General features: G+C 74.1%; 15 protein-coding genes. All 15 read right to left on the minus strand.

Annotated features, from left to right (window positions below; all coding sequences use genetic code 11):
* The coding region (locus ACIRPX_RS22400; RefSeq protein ID WP_404197279.1) for a carboxyl transferase domain-containing protein at positions 1–1,556 on the minus strand (1,556 nt) is incomplete at its 3' end.
* The gene (gene fabD, locus ACIRPX_RS22405; RefSeq protein ID WP_404197282.1) at positions 1,553–2,533 is read right to left on the minus strand and encodes an ACP S-malonyltransferase; all 981 of its coding nucleotides are present in this window, start codon (positions 2,531–2,533) and stop codon (positions 1,553–1,555) included. The genes fabD and ACIRPX_RS22400, both read right to left, overlap by 4 nt.
* A gap of 29 nt (positions 2,534–2,562) precedes the next feature.
* Entirely contained in the window at positions 2,563–4,131 is a 1,569-nt protein-coding gene (locus ACIRPX_RS22410) for an MFS transporter (protein ID WP_404197285.1), read from the minus strand.
* Positions 4,132–4,137: 6 nt separating this feature from the next.
* Positions 4,138–4,974: an alpha/beta fold hydrolase gene (locus ACIRPX_RS22415; RefSeq protein ID WP_404197288.1), complete on the minus strand. Its 837-nt coding sequence runs from the start codon at positions 4,972–4,974 to the stop codon at positions 4,138–4,140.
* Positions 4,971–6,017, minus strand: coding sequence for a beta-ketoacyl synthase N-terminal-like domain-containing protein (locus tag ACIRPX_RS22420; RefSeq protein WP_404197291.1), 1,047 nt, complete (start codon positions 6,015–6,017; stop codon positions 4,971–4,973). The genes ACIRPX_RS22415 and ACIRPX_RS22420 overlap by 4 nt, the downstream gene beginning before the upstream one ends.
* Positions 6,014–7,216, minus strand: a complete 1,203-nt coding sequence (locus ACIRPX_RS22425; protein ID WP_404197293.1) for a beta-ketoacyl-[acyl-carrier-protein] synthase family protein — start codon at positions 7,214–7,216, stop codon at positions 6,014–6,016. The genes ACIRPX_RS22420 and ACIRPX_RS22425 overlap by 4 nt, the downstream gene beginning before the upstream one ends.
* The gene (locus tag ACIRPX_RS22430; protein ID WP_404197295.1) at positions 7,216–7,695 is read right to left on the minus strand and encodes a 3-hydroxyacyl-ACP dehydratase FabZ family protein; all 480 of its coding nucleotides are present in this window, start codon (positions 7,693–7,695) and stop codon (positions 7,216–7,218) included. Before ACIRPX_RS22430 ends, ACIRPX_RS22425 begins: the two co-directional genes overlap by 1 nt.
* The gene (locus ACIRPX_RS22435; protein ID WP_404197298.1) at positions 7,688–8,140 is read right to left on the minus strand and encodes a 3-hydroxyacyl-ACP dehydratase FabZ family protein; all 453 of its coding nucleotides are present in this window, start codon (positions 8,138–8,140) and stop codon (positions 7,688–7,690) included. Before ACIRPX_RS22435 ends, ACIRPX_RS22430 begins: the two co-directional genes overlap by 8 nt.
* Positions 8,137–8,877: a 3-oxoacyl-[acyl-carrier-protein] reductase gene (gene fabG / locus ACIRPX_RS22440; protein WP_404197300.1), complete on the minus strand. Its 741-nt coding sequence runs from the start codon at positions 8,875–8,877 to the stop codon at positions 8,137–8,139. Before fabG ends, ACIRPX_RS22435 begins: the two co-directional genes overlap by 4 nt.
* A 31-nt stretch (positions 8,878–8,908) precedes the next feature.
* Positions 8,909–9,625, minus strand: a complete 717-nt coding sequence (locus ACIRPX_RS22445) for a 2-hydroxychromene-2-carboxylate isomerase (protein ID WP_404197302.1) — start codon at positions 9,623–9,625, stop codon at positions 8,909–8,911.
* Complete coding sequence (locus ACIRPX_RS22450) at positions 9,622–11,370, minus strand: alpha/beta fold hydrolase (RefSeq protein WP_404197305.1); 1,749 nt, start codon at positions 11,368–11,370, stop codon at positions 9,622–9,624. Before ACIRPX_RS22450 ends, ACIRPX_RS22445 begins: the two co-directional genes overlap by 4 nt.
* Positions 11,367–12,218 (minus strand): beta-ketoacyl synthase N-terminal-like domain-containing protein, encoded by an 852-nt coding sequence (locus tag ACIRPX_RS22455; protein WP_404197308.1) that lies wholly within the window; start codon positions 12,216–12,218, stop codon positions 11,367–11,369. The genes ACIRPX_RS22450 and ACIRPX_RS22455 overlap by 4 nt, the downstream gene beginning before the upstream one ends.
* The gene (locus ACIRPX_RS22460) at positions 12,215–13,369 is read right to left on the minus strand and encodes a beta-ketoacyl synthase N-terminal-like domain-containing protein (protein ID WP_404197310.1); all 1,155 of its coding nucleotides are present in this window, start codon (positions 13,367–13,369) and stop codon (positions 12,215–12,217) included. Before ACIRPX_RS22460 ends, ACIRPX_RS22455 begins: the two co-directional genes overlap by 4 nt.
* Positions 13,347–14,516 carry a beta-ketoacyl synthase N-terminal-like domain-containing protein gene (locus ACIRPX_RS22465; RefSeq protein ID WP_404197312.1) on the minus strand — a complete coding sequence of 390 codons (1,170 nt, stop codon included), beginning with the start codon at positions 14,514–14,516 and terminating at the stop codon, positions 13,347–13,349. The genes ACIRPX_RS22460 and ACIRPX_RS22465 overlap by 23 nt, the downstream gene beginning before the upstream one ends.
* Entirely contained in the window at positions 14,513–15,718 is a 1,206-nt protein-coding gene (locus ACIRPX_RS22470; protein ID WP_404197314.1) for a beta-ketoacyl-[acyl-carrier-protein] synthase family protein, read from the minus strand. Before ACIRPX_RS22470 ends, ACIRPX_RS22465 begins: the two co-directional genes overlap by 4 nt.

A 15,718-nucleotide genomic window follows, 5' to 3' on the forward strand; every position in this document is an offset into this window, starting at 1 on the left:
TCCAGGGCGCGGGCGGCGCGCTGGAGGGCTTGTTCGCGGGTGGCGCCGGTGACGATCAGTTTGGCGAGCAGGGAGTCCCAGGCGGGGCCGATGACATCGTCGACCAGGCCGCGTTCGGCGGCGTAGTACGGGCTCATCAGCTCGCTCCGGTACTCCTTGATCCGCTGGGCGCGCACCGACTCGGGGTCGTCCGAGGCGGCGATCTCGCGGCGGAAGATGACGTTGGCCGCGCCCTCCGCGCCCATCACGGCGATCTCGTTGGACGGCCAGGCGAGCGCGACGTCGGCGCCGATGGAGCGGGAGTCCATGACGATGTACGCGCCGCCGTACGCCTTGCGCAGGATCAGGGAGATCCGCGGGACGGTGGCGTTGCAGTAGGCGTACAGCAGCTTGGCGCCGCGGCGGATGATGCCGTCGTGCTCCTGGCCGACGCCCGGCAGGAAGCCCGGTACGTCCACCAGCGTCACCAGCGGGATGTTGAACGCGTCGCAGAACTGCACGAAGCGGGCGGCCTTCTCGGACGCCTCGATGTCGAGGACCCCGGCGAGGCCGGCGGGCTGGTTGGCCACGATCCCCACGACGTGGCCGCCGAGCCGGGCGAGCACGCACAGGACGTTGGTCGCCCAGCCCTCGCTGACCTCGAAGCACTCGCCGTGGTCGACGACCTCCTCGATGACCGCGCGCATGTCGTACGAGCGGCCGGGGTCGAGGGGCACCAGGTCGACGAGGGACTCGGTGGCACGGTCCGCCGGGTCGTCGCACGCCAGCTCGGGGGCCAGCTCACGGTTGTTGGAGGGGAGCAGGGACAGCAGGTAGCGGACCTCCTCCAGGCAGTGCTCCTCGTCGTCGTGGACGAAGGCGGCCACCCCGGAGGTGCTCGCGTGGACGTCGGCGCCGCCGAGGCCGTCCTGCGTGACCTGTTCACCGGTGACCGTCCGGACGACGTCGGGCCCGGTGATGAACATCTGCGAGGTGCCGCGCACCATGAACACGAAGTCCGTCAGGGCCGGCGCGTAGGCGGCACCGCCCGCGCACGGCCCGAGCATCACGCTGATCTGCGGGATCGCCCCGGAGCAGCGGGTGTTGCGGCGGAAGATACCGCCGTAGCCCGCGAGCGCGGTGACGCCTTCCTGGATCCGGGCGCCCGCGCCGTCGTTCAGCGAGACCAGCGGGGCGCCGGTCCGCTCGGCCAGGTCCATGACCTTGTGGATCTTCTCGGCGTGCGCCTCGCCGAGGGCGCCGCCGAAGATGCGGAAGTCATGGGCGTAGACGAAGACGGTCCGGCCGTGGACCGTGCCCCAGCCCGTGATCACCCCGTCGGAGTGCGGCCGGCGCCGCTCCAGGCCGAAGCCGGTGGCGCGGTGCCGGCGCAGCGGCTCGATCTCGGTGAACGACCCCTCGTCCAGGAGCAGTCCGACGCGCTCGTGGGCGGTGAGCTTGCCCTTGGCGTGCTGGCGCTCGGTCGCGGCGGGGTCGGGTCCCGCGCGCAGCGAGCCCTTCAGCTCCCGCAGTTCCGCCAGGCGCTCGCCGAGGGCGCCGGCCTCGGCCGTGCTCATGCGACCACCTCCGCCGGTGCGGCGCCGAAGCGCGCCAGGGTCTTGGACAGCGCGCGCTCGTCGTCGGTGCCGTGCACCTCCGCCTCGCGGGCGATACGGCGGCACAGTCCGCCCAGCACCTTGCCGGGCCCCACCTCGACGAAGGCGGTGACGCCGCTGCGGGTGAGGGTGCGCACGGCCTCGGTCCAGCGGACCCGGCCGGCGAGCTGGCGGCGCAGGCCCACGGCGATCTCGCCGGCGGTGGTGACGTGGTCGGCGGTCACGGTGGACACCAGCGGGACGCGCGGGGCGCGCAGGGGGACGCGGTCGAGTGCGGCCGCGAACTCCGCCTCGATGTCGGCCATCAGGCTGGAGTGGAAGGGCGCCGAGACGTCCAGGGCGATCGCCCGGACCGCGCCCGCCGCGTCGGCCGCGGTGCGCAGCCGCTCCACGGCGGTGCGCCGGCCGGAGACGACGACCTGGCGCGGTTCGTTGTCGTTGGCGACCTCCACCACGCCGGCGTCCGCGCCGAGTTCGGCGGTGACACGGGCGCACAGCGCCTCCACGACGGCGAGGTCCAGGCCGAGGACGGCGGCCATCCCTCCCGGAATCCGCTCGTTGACGCCCGCCATGAGGCGGCCCCGGTGCCGGACGAGACGCAGGGCGTCGCGCCAGTCGAGGACGTCCGCGGCGACGAGGGCGGTGTACTCGCCGAGGCTGTGGCCCGCGACGGCGTCCGGCGCGAGACCCTCGTCGCGCAGCACGTCCAGGGTGGCGAGGCTGGTCAGGAAGACGGCCGGCTGGGTGATCGCGGTGTTGCGCAGGGCGCTCGCCGGTCCCTCCCAGCACAGCGTGGACAGGGGGATGCCGAGGATGTCGTCGGCCTCCCGGTAGTAGGTGCCGAGCAGATCGGGCCGCCGGCCGAGCAGGTGGCGTCCCATGCCGACCCGCTGCGAGCCCTGACCCGGGAAGACGAACGCGGTCGTCGTGCCGGTCATGGGAGCCCCGCCTTTCTTGTCGGTTGGCTTCAGTTGGGGTGTGTCAGCTGATGTGCGTCGGCCGCCGGTGCCGCGGCCGGCTGCTGCTGCGCGGCGTGCGGCAGGTTGCGGACGAAGAGCAGGACGACGACCACGGCGGCGGCCGTCACCGCGGCGGCGAACCACACGCCGTGCTGGAGGCCCTCGGTGACGGCCCGCTGCCGGATCGCGGCGATCCGGTCGGGGGTGAGGGCGCCGCCCGCGGCCTGCCGCCTGATCTCGGCGGCGGCATCGTCGGCCCGCGAGGTCATCAGGACGCCCATGACGGCCACGCCCACCGAGTTGCCGACCTGGCGGAACATGGTGCCCGCGCTCGCGGCCACGCCGATCTGCTCCTGGGGCGCGGCGGCGACCGTCAGCTCCGAGGACAGCGGCATCAGGATGCCCAGGGTCAGGCCGGTGATCAGCAGGCCGGGCAGCAGGCGGGTCCACGAACCGGCGTCGCCCGCCGGGTCGACCAGCGCGTACAGGGCGATGCCGGCCGCCATCAGGCCGAAGGCCACGGCCATCGCGGCCCGCACCCCCAGCCTGGCGGCGAGGCGCCCGCCGAGCGGGGCCCCCAGGATGAGCATCAGGGTCAGCGGCAGCAGCCGTACGCCGGTCTCCAGGGCGTTCATGCCGAGACCGTTCTGCAGGTAGATGGAGAGGTAGAACATCACCGAGAACATCCCGGCGCCCAGCAGGAACCCGGCGAAGACGCTGCCGCCGAAGGACGGGCGGCGGAACCAGGCCAGGTTCATGATCGGCGCCGCCGAGCGGGCCTCCACGGCGAGGAAGGCCGACAGGAGGGCGACCGCGCCGGTGAACAGGCCGATCTCGCGGCCCGAGGTCCAGCCCCAGGACTGGCCGTTGATGAGCGCGAGGTTGAGGCAGAACAGGGAGCCGCTGACGGTGATCAGACCGCCCACGTCCAGCGAGGCGCGTCCGGCGCCGGGGGCGCGGCCGGGTTCGCGGATGCCGGTGGCGGCGGCGATCACGACGACGCCGATGGGCAGGTTGACCAGGAAGATCCACTCCCAGCCGGCGTGGTCGACCAGGACGCCGCCGATCAGCGGGCCGAGCGCGGTGGCCAGACCGCCGACCGCGCCCCACAGCATGATGCCGAGCCTGCGCAGCCTGCCCTCGAACGAGGAGTAGATGATGGCGAGCGTCAGCGGCATGATCACCGCGCCGCCGATGCCCTGCACCACCCGGCCGGCGTGCAGCGTGGTGATGTGCGAGAGGCCGAACAGACCGTACTTCCCGGCACCGCCGCAGATCAGCGAGCCGGCCAGGAAGATCAGGACGCCGACGGTGTAGATCCGGCGCTGCCCGTACAGGTCGCCGAGGCGGCCCGCGGTCACGATGAACACCGCGAGCGCCAGCATGTAGGCGTTGGCCACCCACTCCAGGTCGGAGAAGGAGGCGTGCAGGTCGGAGCCCATGGTGGGCAGCGCGACGGTGACGACGGTGACGTCCAGCAGGGCGATGAACAGGCCGAGCAGGGCGGCGACCATCGTCAGGGCCGGGTTGCCCGGCCTCCGGGTCTCGTGCGCCCGATGTGCTGCATGCGTAGGCACGGCGGGTCAACTCCTTTGCAGCGGTTGGGTGGTGGGGGCGTGGCCGGGTGAGGTGGTCGCGGTCCGGTCCAGGAACTGGAGGATCAGCCGGGCCACCTCGTCGGGCTGGTCCACGTGGCTGAAGTGCGACAGCCGCGGATCCAGGTGCAGTTCGGCCACGGGCAGGTCGGCCTGGAGCGCCTCGGCCCGCTCGCCGGCGAGTCCGAGGTCGTGGGGAGAGCCGACGATCAGCGTGGGGATGTCGATGTCCTGCAGCGCGAGCGTGGTGGCCGCGCTGTACTGGTCGAACAGGGCGATGAAGGCCTGCGGCCCCATCCCGTCGAGCATCTTGCGTGCCATCGCGGTGAAGACGTCGGGATCCATGGTCTGCGCCCGTGCCCCGAGGCGGGTGCGCAGCCCCATCGTCATCACGGTGGCGAAGTCCTCGCGGAACCCGTCGAAGGTCTGCCAGTCGGGGCGCTGCGACGGCGGCCAGTAGAACGGCGACAGCAGGACCAGCGCGTCCAGCTTCGGGCGGGCCCCGGCGGCGAGCCACTGCAGCACCGCGTTGGCACCGAAGGAGTGCGCCACGACGACGGAGACCGGGTCGGGCACCAGGCCGACGCCCGCCTCCACCCACTGCGCGGCGGCGCCGCGGCTGCGCCAGCGGTAGCTGCCGCCGGTGCGCCAGGGCAGATCGAGGGGGTAGCCCCGCAGCCGCCCGGCGAGGCGCGCGGCGAGCTGGTTCCAGCAGTCCCAGGCGTCCTCCAGGCCGTGCACGAACGCGGCGGCGGGCGGGGCGGCGAAGCGGTGGACGGCGACTTCCTCGCCGAAGAGGGTGGACTCGCTGACGGGCCCGCTCATGGCGTGCCCCCGTCCCGCGAGACGCGCAGCGCGACCAGGTGGCCCTGCGGGCCGAGGGTCACGAACGCGACGTCCCCGTACGGCAGTCGGCCCGCCGGGCGGGCCAGGTGCTGGGCCAGGGCGAGGACGCCGGTGGCGCCGGTCTGCGCGCCGCCGCGGATCACCGTCACGCCGTCCGGGACCTCACGCCGGGCGGCCCAGCGGCCGACGGCCTCCGTGGCGTGCGCGGCGGGCCCGCAGAAGGGGACGTGCAGGCGTACGGCGGAGAGGGGCTCCTCGCCGAGGCGGTCGAGGACGGACTCCAGCACGCGGGCGGCCGCGGCCGGTTCGTCCGGCAGCATGCGGTGCGCGCCGCCGGTGACCAGCCCGTGGACCGGGGCCCCGCGGTTCCGTGCCGCCTGGGCCGGCTCCAGATGCAGCAGACAGGCGCTGCCCTCGTCGGCCTCGGGGCCGCACAACGGCCCGGCGCCGTCCGGCGGAAGTCCCTCGACCGCGCCGGTGAGCACCGCCTGCGCGCGGCCCGCGCGCAGGGCGCGGGCACCGAGCAGCAGGGAGGTGCAGCCGGCGGTGAGCAGGTCGACCAGCGTGACGTTGAAGGCTTTCAGGCCGTACGTCAGCGAGACCTGGCTGACCGGGACGTTGACGGCGAAGTTGGGGCACTCGACCGGGCTGATGCCCGAGACGCCCTCGGCGAGGAGGGTGCGGTCGATGCGGTCCACGACCTCGTCGACGGCGAAGTTGGTGCCGATGACGACCCCGGTGCGCTCGGGGGGTGGCGCACCGAGGTCGTCCTGGCCCGGCAGGGCCAGCCGGGCGGCGGCCAGCGCCATCCGGGTCGCCCGCGGCAGCAGACGCCAGCCGCGGCGGCCGAGGAACTCCGCCGGATGGAAGTTGTCCAGCTCCCTGATCTCCGGCGCGCCCCCGGCCGGGCCGGCCGCCCCCGCGACGGTCGGCGCGGCGGCCAGTTCCTTGGCGCCGATGCCCAGCCGGCTCACGGGCCCGATGCCCGTGACCGCGACCTGTGCTGTCCCGTTGCCCCTCATGGGCTCTCCTCCCCCGGTGCGCCGATGGCGACGGAGATGTTGTTGCCGCCGAAGGCATAGGCGTTGACCAGGACCGTTCCGGCCGCCGGCGGCTCGGGGGCGTCGCTGACGACCCTGAGCGAGCAGGCCGGGTCCAGGCGGCGCAGGGTGCCGACCGGCGGCACGAGGCCGTGCCGGACGACCAGGGCCGCGGTCAGGCAGGCGAACGCCCCGGCCGCTCCTCCGCTGTGCCCGAGGGACGCCTTGACGGCGGTCACCGGGACGTCGGGGGTGCGCTCGCCGAGCAGGTGCGCGGTGACCCGGCTCTCCACGGCGTCGTTGGCGGGCGTGCCGGTGCCGTGCGCGAGGACGGCGCCGACGGCGGCGGGGGCGACACGGCCCCGGTCGAGGGCGTCCCGCACGGCGCGCAGGGACTGGGTGCCCTCCGGGTCCGGGGCCGTGACGTGGTAGGCGTCGCAGCTCCAGCCGGAACTGAGCACGCGCGCGTACGGCGTCCTGCCGCGGGCCGCCGCGTGCCCGGCGGACTCCAGGACCAGGAAGGCGGCGCCCTCGCCGTAGACGGTGCCCGCGCGGTCGGCGTCGAAGGGGCGGCAGTGCTCGCCGTCGCCCGCGCCCAGCCGCAGGAACGCCCCGACGGCCGGCCGTGAGACCGCCTCGGTGCCGCCGGCCAGGACCACGTCCGCCTCGCCCTCGGTGATCATCTCCGCGGCGACGGCGACCGCGTAGGCGCCGGCCGCGCAGGCCGTGGAGACCGTCAGCCCCGGCCCGTGCAGGCCGAGTCGGCGCGAGAGCAGTCCGGCGGTGCCGTACGGGTACCAGTCGAGTCCGGTGCTCTCCCGGCGCCCGTCGCGGCGGGCCTCCTGGAGATCGCTGTCGCCGTTGCCGGTGGCCACGCACAGGCCGACGTCGGTGAGGTCGCCGGTCCCCCGGGTGCCGAGCCCGGCGTCGGCGAGCGCGTCCCGGGCGGCGGCGAGCGCGAAGGCACCGGACCTGCCCGACGGGGCCGCGTCCGCGGCCGGTTCGGCTCCGGGCGCCTCCCGCACCAGATAGGCGACGGCTCCCGGCATCGCCGCCCCCGGGAAGGTGAGCGGCCGCACCGGGACCTCGCCGCGCAGCAGTCCGTGCCAGAAGGAGCGCACGTCGTGCCCCAGCGGCGAGACGACCCCCAGGCCCGTGACGACCACGTCGGGCGCGGACATCAGGCGGCGCCCCAGGTCAGTCCGTCGGCCGGGCGCAGGACGGCGATGGCGTAGCCGATCTCGGCGACCTGCTCGTCACCGACGTAGGACGCGCCGCTCATGATGACGCTGCTGCCGGAGTACTGGTCGACGCGGACGACGTGCCGCAGGGTGTCCCCGGGGAAGACCTCGCGCGCGAAGCGCATGCCGCGGGCCGCGGCGAGGATCGGCGCCCCGGCCTGCTCGCCCTCCTTGTCCCGGACGCGCTGCATCCACAGGATCGCGGCGCCCTGGCCCCAGGACTCCATCAGCAGGGAGGGCGGATAGGCGAAGGCGCGGTGGGGTGCGCCCGGTGCCAGGCCCTTGTAGCAGGGTTCGCTGCCGGTCACGTTCTTGACGGTGACGATGCGGTCGTAGGGCTGGATCTCCGTCACCCGGTCGACCAGGAGCATCGGGTGCGCGTGCGGGATCAGGCCGCGGATGTCGGCGTACTCAAGCATGGCTGCCGCCCTCCGGCGCCTTCGGTGTGCGGGCGAAGGTCATCCGCACCTGGGCGGCCTTGTTGCCGGCGGTGGTGCACACGGCCGTCGCCTCGATCTCGTCCGGGGCCTTCTCGGTGCACACGCAGTGCACGTCGAGGGTGTCGCCGGGGGCCAGCGCGCCGGTGAAGCGCACCGAGTCGACCGAGACGGGCCGCGCCCAGGCGTCCGTGCCGCGGGTGTGCCAGAGCAGATGGAGCACCGCCTGGTAGACGGACTCGACGATGAAGGCTCCCGGATAGACGGTGAACTCCGGGTAGTGGCCCTCCAGATAGGGGTCGTCGGCCGAGACGAGCCGGCTCACCGACACCTCGGTGGGCGAGTGCACCGTGACCGTGTGGGCCGGGTCGACCGAGGTGGCCCGCGGGCGGGGCCCGGTCACCACGACCGGGCCCGCTCCGCTCACAGCGCCACTCCGCCGTCGATCTGGACGACCTCGCCCGTGATGTAGGCGGCCCGGTCGGAGACCAGGAAGGAGACCAGGTCGGCGACCTCGTCCGCGCCGCCGTAGCGCCGCAGCGGGATCGACTTCAGGGCCTCGGCGCGCACCTTCTCGGGCAGCCGGTCGGTCATGTCGGTCTCGATGAAGCCGGGCGCGACGACGTTGACGCGGATGCCGTAGGGCGCGACCTCCTTGGCGAGGGAGGCGCTCATGCCCTGGATGCCGGCCTTGGACGCCGCGTAGTTGCTCTGCGTGGCGTGGCCGTAGACCCCGGCGATGGACGACATGTTGACGATGACGCCCTGCTTGCGCTTCATGAAGCCGAAGCCCACCGAGCGGCAGAAGTTGAAGGTGCCGGTGAGGTTGGTGTCGATGACGGTGTGCCAGTCCTCGACCGGCATCAGGACCATCGGGTTGTCCCGTACGACGCCCGCGGAGTTGACCAGCGCGGCGACGGGTCCGAGCCGCCTGCCGGTCTCGGCCACGAACTCCTGCACGGCGTCGAAGTCGGCGACGTCGCAGGGCGCGTGGTGGACCTGGGCCCCGGCCTCGCGCACCAGCTTCTCGGTCTCGGCGGCCGCGTCGGCGCCGCTGCGGTAGCAGAAGGCGATGTCGTAGCCGTCGGCGGCGAGCCGGACGGCCACGGCGCGTCCGATGCCGCGGGACCCGCCGGTGACGAGGGCTACCTGGCGTTCGGTCATGTCTGTTCTCCCTTCGCTGAGCCGGCGGCGGTCAGCCGCAGCCGCCCGCGGTGTCGTGGTCCATCGAGCCGGTCCGCTCGCGCAGTTGGCCGGGGACGCCGGCCAGGGGGTCGTCCGGCGCGGGGGCGAGGGTCCCCTCGAGGGCGTCCAGGAAGTCGTCGAGCCGGTCCAGGCCCCAGAAGCGGTGGCGGCCGAGGCGGAAGTAGGGGACGCCGAAGATGTCGTCCTCGTAGATCCGCATGAGGGCCTCCAGGCCCTGCTTGCGGATGTGCTCCTCGTCCGGCGCGGCGACCAGGAGGGCGCCGTCGAGGCCGGCCTCGTCGCAGACCCGGCGCAGGTTCCCGGGGTCGCAGATGTTCTCGCCGCGCTCCCAGCGGGCCGCCATCACCGCGTCGTAGTAGGCGCGTTCGGCTCCGAGCTCGCCGGCCTTGAACCAGGCCAGGTGCGGCAGGTCCCACCACTCGTCGCCCTGGTCGATGGGCCACTTCATGGCGTAGCCGTACTTGGCGGCCAGCCGCTTGGTGTCGTTGAGGATGTAGAGGTGCTTGGCCTTGGACATGGCCACGTAGTGGAACTCGCCGCCCGCGGCCTGAAGCGCCGCGGCGCTGGTGGCGTCCGGCTCGGAGAACGGCACGAACTCGATGAGCTCCCGGGCGTTCGGCACCCGCTCCTCCAGGCGCCGCAGCGCCATCCAGCTGAAGGGGCTGCGCAGCGAGAAGTACAGCCGGGGCGGCCTGCGCGGGCTCATGCGGCACCCCCGAGGAGGGCCGCCTGCGTCCGGTCGTCGAGGACGGCGACGGAACCGGCCTGCTCGCCGCGGCTGATGGCGTAGCCGTGCATGATCGTGGCGGTGGCGGCCCGCTCCAGGCGGTCGCCGCGGCGGACGTAGCAGTCCATCCGGGCCGTGTACATGGTGTCGCGCAGGATCTCGTCCACCCGGAAGACGGTGTGGACGGTCTCCTCCATGAAGACGTCGGACAGCAGCTGCACCCGGGCCCGGGAGACCACCGGGATCCAGCCGCGCTCCTGGAGCAGGTGCCCGATCGCGAGGCCGCGGTCGTGCAGGAAGCGGTCGACGACCTCCTCCAGGGTGCGGATGTACGCCGAGTGCTGCAGCCGGTCGGAGAAGTGGCAGTAGAAGTAGGGGGCGCGCCAGTCCCACAGGTAGGCGCCGGAGCCCTCGGGCGCGAGGACGTCGGCGACGTCCTGGCCCTCGGCGATCGGCAGGCTGCCGGCGGCCGCGTTGTGCAGGGCGGCCACCTCGGGCACCACGTACGGCTCCAGGAAGGGCGGGACGGGCTCGCTGCCCGAGCCGTCCTTGACCGCGACGAGGGCGGCGCGCACCTTGCCCTTGAGCACGGAGACGGTCTGCCCGTCGCGCTCCACCGTCAGGGTCACCGTGAACGGCGCGCCCTGGCCGGGCCTGGCCCGGCCGGAGACGACGGTGGCGTACACCTGCTCGCCGGCCTCCAGGGCCACCGGCAGCTGCACGGACGAGTCGACGATCTCCAGGCCGAGCCCGTAGGTGTGGTACAGCGTCCTGGCGTCCACGCCGCGGTCGGCGAAGTACTGCAGGACCGACTCCTCCACCAGGTACATGAAGTGCTTGAAGCCGATCCAGGTACGGATGTTGGCGCCTTCGTAGCGCGGCTGCCCCACGTAACTGGTGGGCTCGCCGTCGAGCAGTTCGGGCATGGGTGGATCTCCTTGAGGGGTACGGGCCAGGAACGCGGCGGCCTCGCGGCTCGTCGGCCCGGCCTGTGCGACATGGCAGAAGTGGCCCAGGGCCGGCAGCAGCCGCACCGTCGCGGCGGGCATGTCCCGGTCGAGGGCGGCGGCCCGCATCGGGGTGAGGGATTCGTCCCGGGTCCCGGCGACGACCAGGGTCGGCACGGTGATCCGGGTCAGGTCGAGGAGCCCGGAGCGCGCGAACTCCTCGTAGAACACCGGGAATCCGCCCGGTACGGCGCGCTCCAGGAGCTTGTCGACCATCAGGCGGCGCACCTCGGGGTCGAGCGCGTCGTACCGGCGGCCCAGGTTCAGCCGCAGCCCCTCGACGATCACCTTGCGCAGCGCGGCGAGCGAGCGTGTGCGCAGCTGCTCGGTGAGCGGGAAGTCGGCGGGCCGGTAGAAGGGGGCGGCGAGGACGACCGACGTGAGCTCCGGGTCCACCGGGCCGGTGGCCAGGTGCTCCAGGATGGCGTTGGCGCCGAAGGAGTGGCCGAGCAGCGTGACGGGCCGCTCGGGCACCAGGCCGAGCGCCCGGGCCAGCCACTCGCCGGGCGACCCCTGCGGCCGCCACTCGTAGGAGTTGCCGCCGTGCCAGGGCAGCTGGAGCGCGTACGGGGTGTGTCCGGGCAGCCGCTCGGTGAGCGCCTGCCAGCACCGCCAGGAGTCCTCGATGCCGTGCGCGGCGACCAGCGCCGGTCCGGTGCCGGGTCCGCGCCACACCTCCAGGCCGGTGTCGTCGGCGGCCACCTTGGTCCAGCTCATGCCGGGACCTCCGTCGCCTCGTCCGCGACGGTCAGGTCCACGGCGGCCCAGCCGTCCTCGGCGTCGCCGCAGCCGATGGTGCACGCCTCGCCGCGGGCGGCGGCGACGGCGGCGCGGATGACGCCGGCGGCTCCGTAGAAGTCGCCCGGCTCCGGACCGGGCGGAGCCTGCGGCCCGGTCGTGCGTCGTACGGCGCCGAGCCGCACCCCGGTGCCGCCGGGCCAGGCGCCCGGCTCACCGAGCAGCAGGCAGCCGGCCCCGGCGGCCAGCGGGGCCGGCCCCTCTTCGCGCAGCGCGGCCAGTCGGCCGGCGACCGGGTCGGCCGGTTCCACGCCGACGACGACCGCGCGCGGGGCGCGGCCCGCGAGGATCAGGCGCCGGGCCAGCGAGAGCGCGTCGAGCCCGGCCGTGGCGCCGCTGCACACGGCGAGGTTGGGCCCCGTGAAGCCGTAGCGGATGGCGAGGGTGCTGGCGATGACGTTGCTGGAGGCGTTCGGCGCGTCCAGCGGGCTGACCACGGAGCCGCCCCGGCCGCGCACGTCGGTGAGGACCGAGCAGACCGTCTCGACGTTGCCGAGGTTGGAGGCGACGACGACCGCGGTGCCGGGGGCGTAGGGCAGGGGTGCCGGCAGCGGGCCGGGCGGCAGCCCGAGGGCGCGGTGGACGGCGCACAGGGCGAGCCGGGTGGCGGGCTCCTTGCCGAGCAGTCCCTTGCGGCCGAGCACCTCCTTGGCGTCCTCGGGCGGGCAGGCGGGGCTCCCGGGCGAGCCGGGCAGGTCCGCCGCGGACAGCCCGGGGACGTGCACGGACCAGCCGGCCAGGTCGAGGGTGCGGGGGACGGCGGTCATCGGACGGCCTCCACGATCATGACGGCGTTGACCCCGCCGAACCCGAAGGCGTTGACCTGCGCGAGCCGGGCGTCGGTCGGCGCGGGCTTCCCGCGGACCAGGCCCAGCGTGGCGGCCTCGGCGACGGGGGTGCGCAGTCCGGTGACCGGCGGCACGAGACCGGCGTCGAGGGCGGCCACCGCGACCAGCAGGCTCATCAGGGCCGCACCGCCGGAGGTGTGCCCGACGGCGCCCTTGACTGCGGTGACGAGCGGGCCGCCCGCCTCCTCGGTGGCTTCGCGTCCGAAGGCCTCCTGCAACGCGGCCGCTTCGGTGGGGTCGTTCAGGGCGGTGGAGGTGCCGTGGGCGACGACGAGGCCGATCTCGTCCGGCTTCACCCCCGCACGCGCGTGCGCGTCCCGGATGGTGGCGACGATGCCGGCCCGGTCGGGCGCGGTCTCGTGATGCGCGTCGCAGCCCAGCCCGACGCCCCGCAGCAGCGCCGACGGGCGCCTGCCGTCCGGGAGTTCGTCCTGCCGTTCCAGTACGACGGCGACCGCGCCCTCGCCGAGCAGCACACCGTCGCGGTCCGCGTCGAACGGGCGGACCATGTCGGCCGTGGCCGTGCCGACCCGCCCGATCATGGCGAGCATGCTCTCCGTCATGGTGTCGCAGCCGGCCGCCACCACCGCGTCGGCCTCCCCGAGTTCGAGCAGGTCGGCGGCGAGCGCCAGCGCGTAGCCGGAGGCGGCGCAGGCGTTGGCCAGCGTGTGCACCTCGGTGACCTCCGGCGCGACGGAGCGCACCGCCGCGGCGAAGTGCAGCTGGGCCAGCCGCAGTCCGGCCCCGTCGGCGTGCCACTGCTCGACCGCGCGCAGCTCCCGCAGCCCGGTGCCCACGACGACGGCGACCCGCCGCCGCGCCGGATCGACACCGGCGTCGGCGAGGGCGGCGGCGACGGTGCGGGCGAGCCAGCCCGCGGCGAGGCGGGGGGTGCCCGCGTCGGCACCGTCCCCCTCGGTGATCGGGTAGGCGTTGCGGACGTTGAGCCGGTCCGGGTCGCCGCACCGCAGCGGCCCCACGCCGCTGCGGCCCTCCAGCAGGGCCTCGAAGGTCGCGTCGAGGTCGCCCAGGCAGCTGATCATCGCGCTACCCGTGATCGCCGTCGGCACGGCTCCACCCCCTGACGACCGCGGCACCGGCGGCGCCGTCCGCGCCCAGGGTGGTGATCACCGACAGCTCGCCGTCGCGCGCGGGCTGTGTGCGGTGGCGGGCCAGCAGCGCGGCGAGCTGGAAGGCTCCGGACGCGCTGAACGCCTCGCCCGTCACCTCCTTGATCCGCAGCCGCTCGGGGCCGGCCCCGAGGACGGCGGTGACGGCGGCCTCCTCGGCCTCGTCGAAGCGGGGCATCCCGCTCGCCGCGGTGGCCGCGGTGCTCACCTCGTCCGCCCGCACGCCCGCCCTCTGCAGGGCGCGGGCCAGGCAGGACGTCAGACCCTCGACGAACCGGTCGGTCCCCGGGGGGTCGTAGACGCCGGTCTCCACCGCGAGGATCTCCGCGTCGGGGCGGCGCCCGGCCGCCCGGACGGCGGCCGCGCTCTCCACCACGAACACCGCCGCTCCCTCGCCGGGGGCCAGGTGCCCGCCGTCGGTGCGCTGGGCGTAGTGCACCGCCCAGGCCGCCTGCGGGCTGAACTCCTCGACGGAGCCCGCCAGCAGCGCGTCCGCGTAACCGCAGCCGATCAGGTTGCGGCTGTAGCGCAGCACGTTGAGCATCGCCAGGTGCCCGCCCGCGATGGTGGCGTTCACGCCCTTGAGGCCGTAGCGGATCGCGCCCTGCCCGGCCGCGCAGTTCATCACGGCGTTCGGGAAGAGCAAGGGGTTGACCAGGTACGGCCGCTCCTGGACGAAGGTGTCGCGGCTGTAGTCGCTGGTGGACTTGACGCTGCCCGCGGTGGTGCCGAGGGTGATGCCGATCCGGTCCCGGTTGCCGTCGCCGACCTCCAGGTCCGTGTCGGCGAGCGCCTCCTTGCAGGCGACCATGGCGAGCGAGGTGCTGCGGTCGAAGAAGGACGTGCCCTTGCGCCCGAGGTGGTCGCGGACCTTGAAGTCCACGAGCGCGTGGGCCCGCCGGCGCGGCAGCGGGTCCTCGAACATCCCGGAGACGTCCGCCGCGGGCGCGTGCCCGGCGGCGAGCGCGCCCGCGAGTGCCTCGATGCCGATCCCGGGGCCGGAGAGCACACCGAACCCGGTGATCGCGAGGGCGAGCGGGGCGGTGGACGGGGCGGGGGCGGACAGCTGTGCGGCTGTCGCCGTCATGAGTACCTCCCGAGCATGACGATGGCGTTGTTGCCGCCGAACGCGAACCCGTTGACCTGGGCGATCGCCACGTCGGCGTGGCGCGCCTCGTTCGGTACGGGGTCGATCAGCGGCATCTCGGGGTCGGGGGTGCTGTAGTTGATCGTGGGCGGCAGGAACGACCCGGTGATGCCGAGCACCGACGCGATCGCGCCGAGCCCGCTCGCGGCGCCCATGGTGTGGCCGAGCATCGACTTGGTGGAGCTGATCGGCGGCGGCCTCTCGCCGAAGACGTCGACCACCGCTCCGGCCTCCACCTGGTCGTTGGCCGGCGTGCCGGTGCCGTGGGCGCAGATGTAGTCCACGTCCTTCGCCTCGACACCCGCGTTGCGGTGGGCGAGACGCATACAGGCGGCGATGGACTCCCGCAGCGGCGCCACCATGTGGTTGGCGTCGCAGTTGACGCCGTAGCCGAGCACCTCGGCGTGGATGCGGGCGCCGCGGGCGAGGGCCGAGTCGAGGCTCTCCAGGAACAGCGCCGCGCCGCCCTCGCCGGTGATGATCCCCGACCGGTTCTTGTCGAAGGGCGAGCACGCCTTCTCGGTGAGCGCGCCCAGCCGGTAGAAGCCGGCGTGCGACCAGCGGCCGACCGAGTCCGCGCCGCCCGCGATCATGTAGTCGGCCTCGCCCGTCCTGATCAGGTCGTAGGCGTAGCCGAGCGCGTAGTTGCTGGCGGAGCAGGCGGTGGAGAGCGTGACGGCCTCGCCGGTCAGGCCGAGCTCGCGGTTGACCGCCTGCGAGAGGCGGGCGCTGGAGACCTGGCGGACCAGCCCGGCGTCGAGCCGGTGGACGCCCTGCTCCAGCGCGTCGCCCGTCAGCCGCTCCAGCACCTGCGACTCGCCGCCGGTCGTGCCCATGCTCGACCCGGCGCGGGAGGCGGCCAGTTCCTCCTCGTCGATCCCGGCGTCCGCGACCGCGAGGCGGGCCGCGGAGGCCGCGAAAAGACTGGTGCGTCCCCATTCGTCGACGGACAGCCGTCGCACCAATTCCGTCGGCCGGAATTCGTGCACTTCACCGGCCATGAAGTAGGGAAAGCCAGTCGAGTCGAAACAGGCGATCGGCGAAACTCCGTTCACGCCCGAACGCAGCGCCTCGTCATATGCGGACGCCCCAATACCGATGCTCGACACGGGTCCGAGTCCCGTGATGACTACCCGTCGCAT

This window comes from Streptomyces sp. NPDC101225, from assembly GCF_044767585.1.
Classification (GTDB): Bacteria; Actinomycetota; Actinomycetes; order Streptomycetales; family Streptomycetaceae; genus Streptomyces.

What these genes read in the sequence shown, in the direction of transcription:
- ACIRPX_RS22445 (WP_404197302.1), bottom strand. Translation starts at nt 9,625, where the DNA reads ATGAGCCCGCGCAGGCCGCCCCGGCTGTACTTCTCGCTGCGCAGCCCC.
- ACIRPX_RS22425 (WP_404197293.1), bottom strand. Translation starts at nt 7,216, where the DNA reads ATGTCCGCGCCCGACGTGGTCGTCACGGGCCTGGGGGTCGTCTCGCCG.
- ACIRPX_RS22415 (WP_404197288.1), bottom strand. Translation starts at nt 4,974, where the DNA reads ATGAGCGGGCCCGTCAGCGAGTCCACCCTCTTCGGCGAGGAAGTCGCC.
- ACIRPX_RS22420 (WP_404197291.1), bottom strand. Translation starts at nt 6,017, where the DNA reads ATGAGGGGCAACGGGACAGCACAGGTCGCGGTCACGGGCATCGGGCCC.
- ACIRPX_RS22455 (WP_404197308.1), bottom strand. Translation starts at nt 12,218, where the DNA reads ATGACCGCCGTCCCCCGCACCCTCGACCTGGCCGGCTGGTCCGTGCAC.
- ACIRPX_RS22470 (WP_404197314.1), bottom strand. Translation starts at nt 15,718, where the DNA reads ATGCGACGGGTAGTCATCACGGGACTCGGACCCGTGTCGAGCATCGGT.
- fabD (WP_404197282.1), bottom strand. Translation starts at nt 2,533, where the DNA reads ATGACCGGCACGACGACCGCGTTCGTCTTCCCGGGTCAGGGCTCGCAG.
- ACIRPX_RS22465 (WP_404197312.1), bottom strand. Translation starts at nt 14,516, where the DNA reads ATGACGGCGACAGCCGCACAGCTGTCCGCCCCCGCCCCGTCCACCGCC.
- fabG (WP_404197300.1), bottom strand. Translation starts at nt 8,877, where the DNA reads ATGACCGAACGCCAGGTAGCCCTCGTCACCGGCGGGTCCCGCGGCATC.
- ACIRPX_RS22450 (WP_404197305.1), bottom strand. Translation starts at nt 11,370, where the DNA reads ATGAGCTGGACCAAGGTGGCCGCCGACGACACCGGCCTGGAGGTGTGG.
- ACIRPX_RS22430 (WP_404197295.1), bottom strand. Translation starts at nt 7,695, where the DNA reads ATGCTTGAGTACGCCGACATCCGCGGCCTGATCCCGCACGCGCACCCG.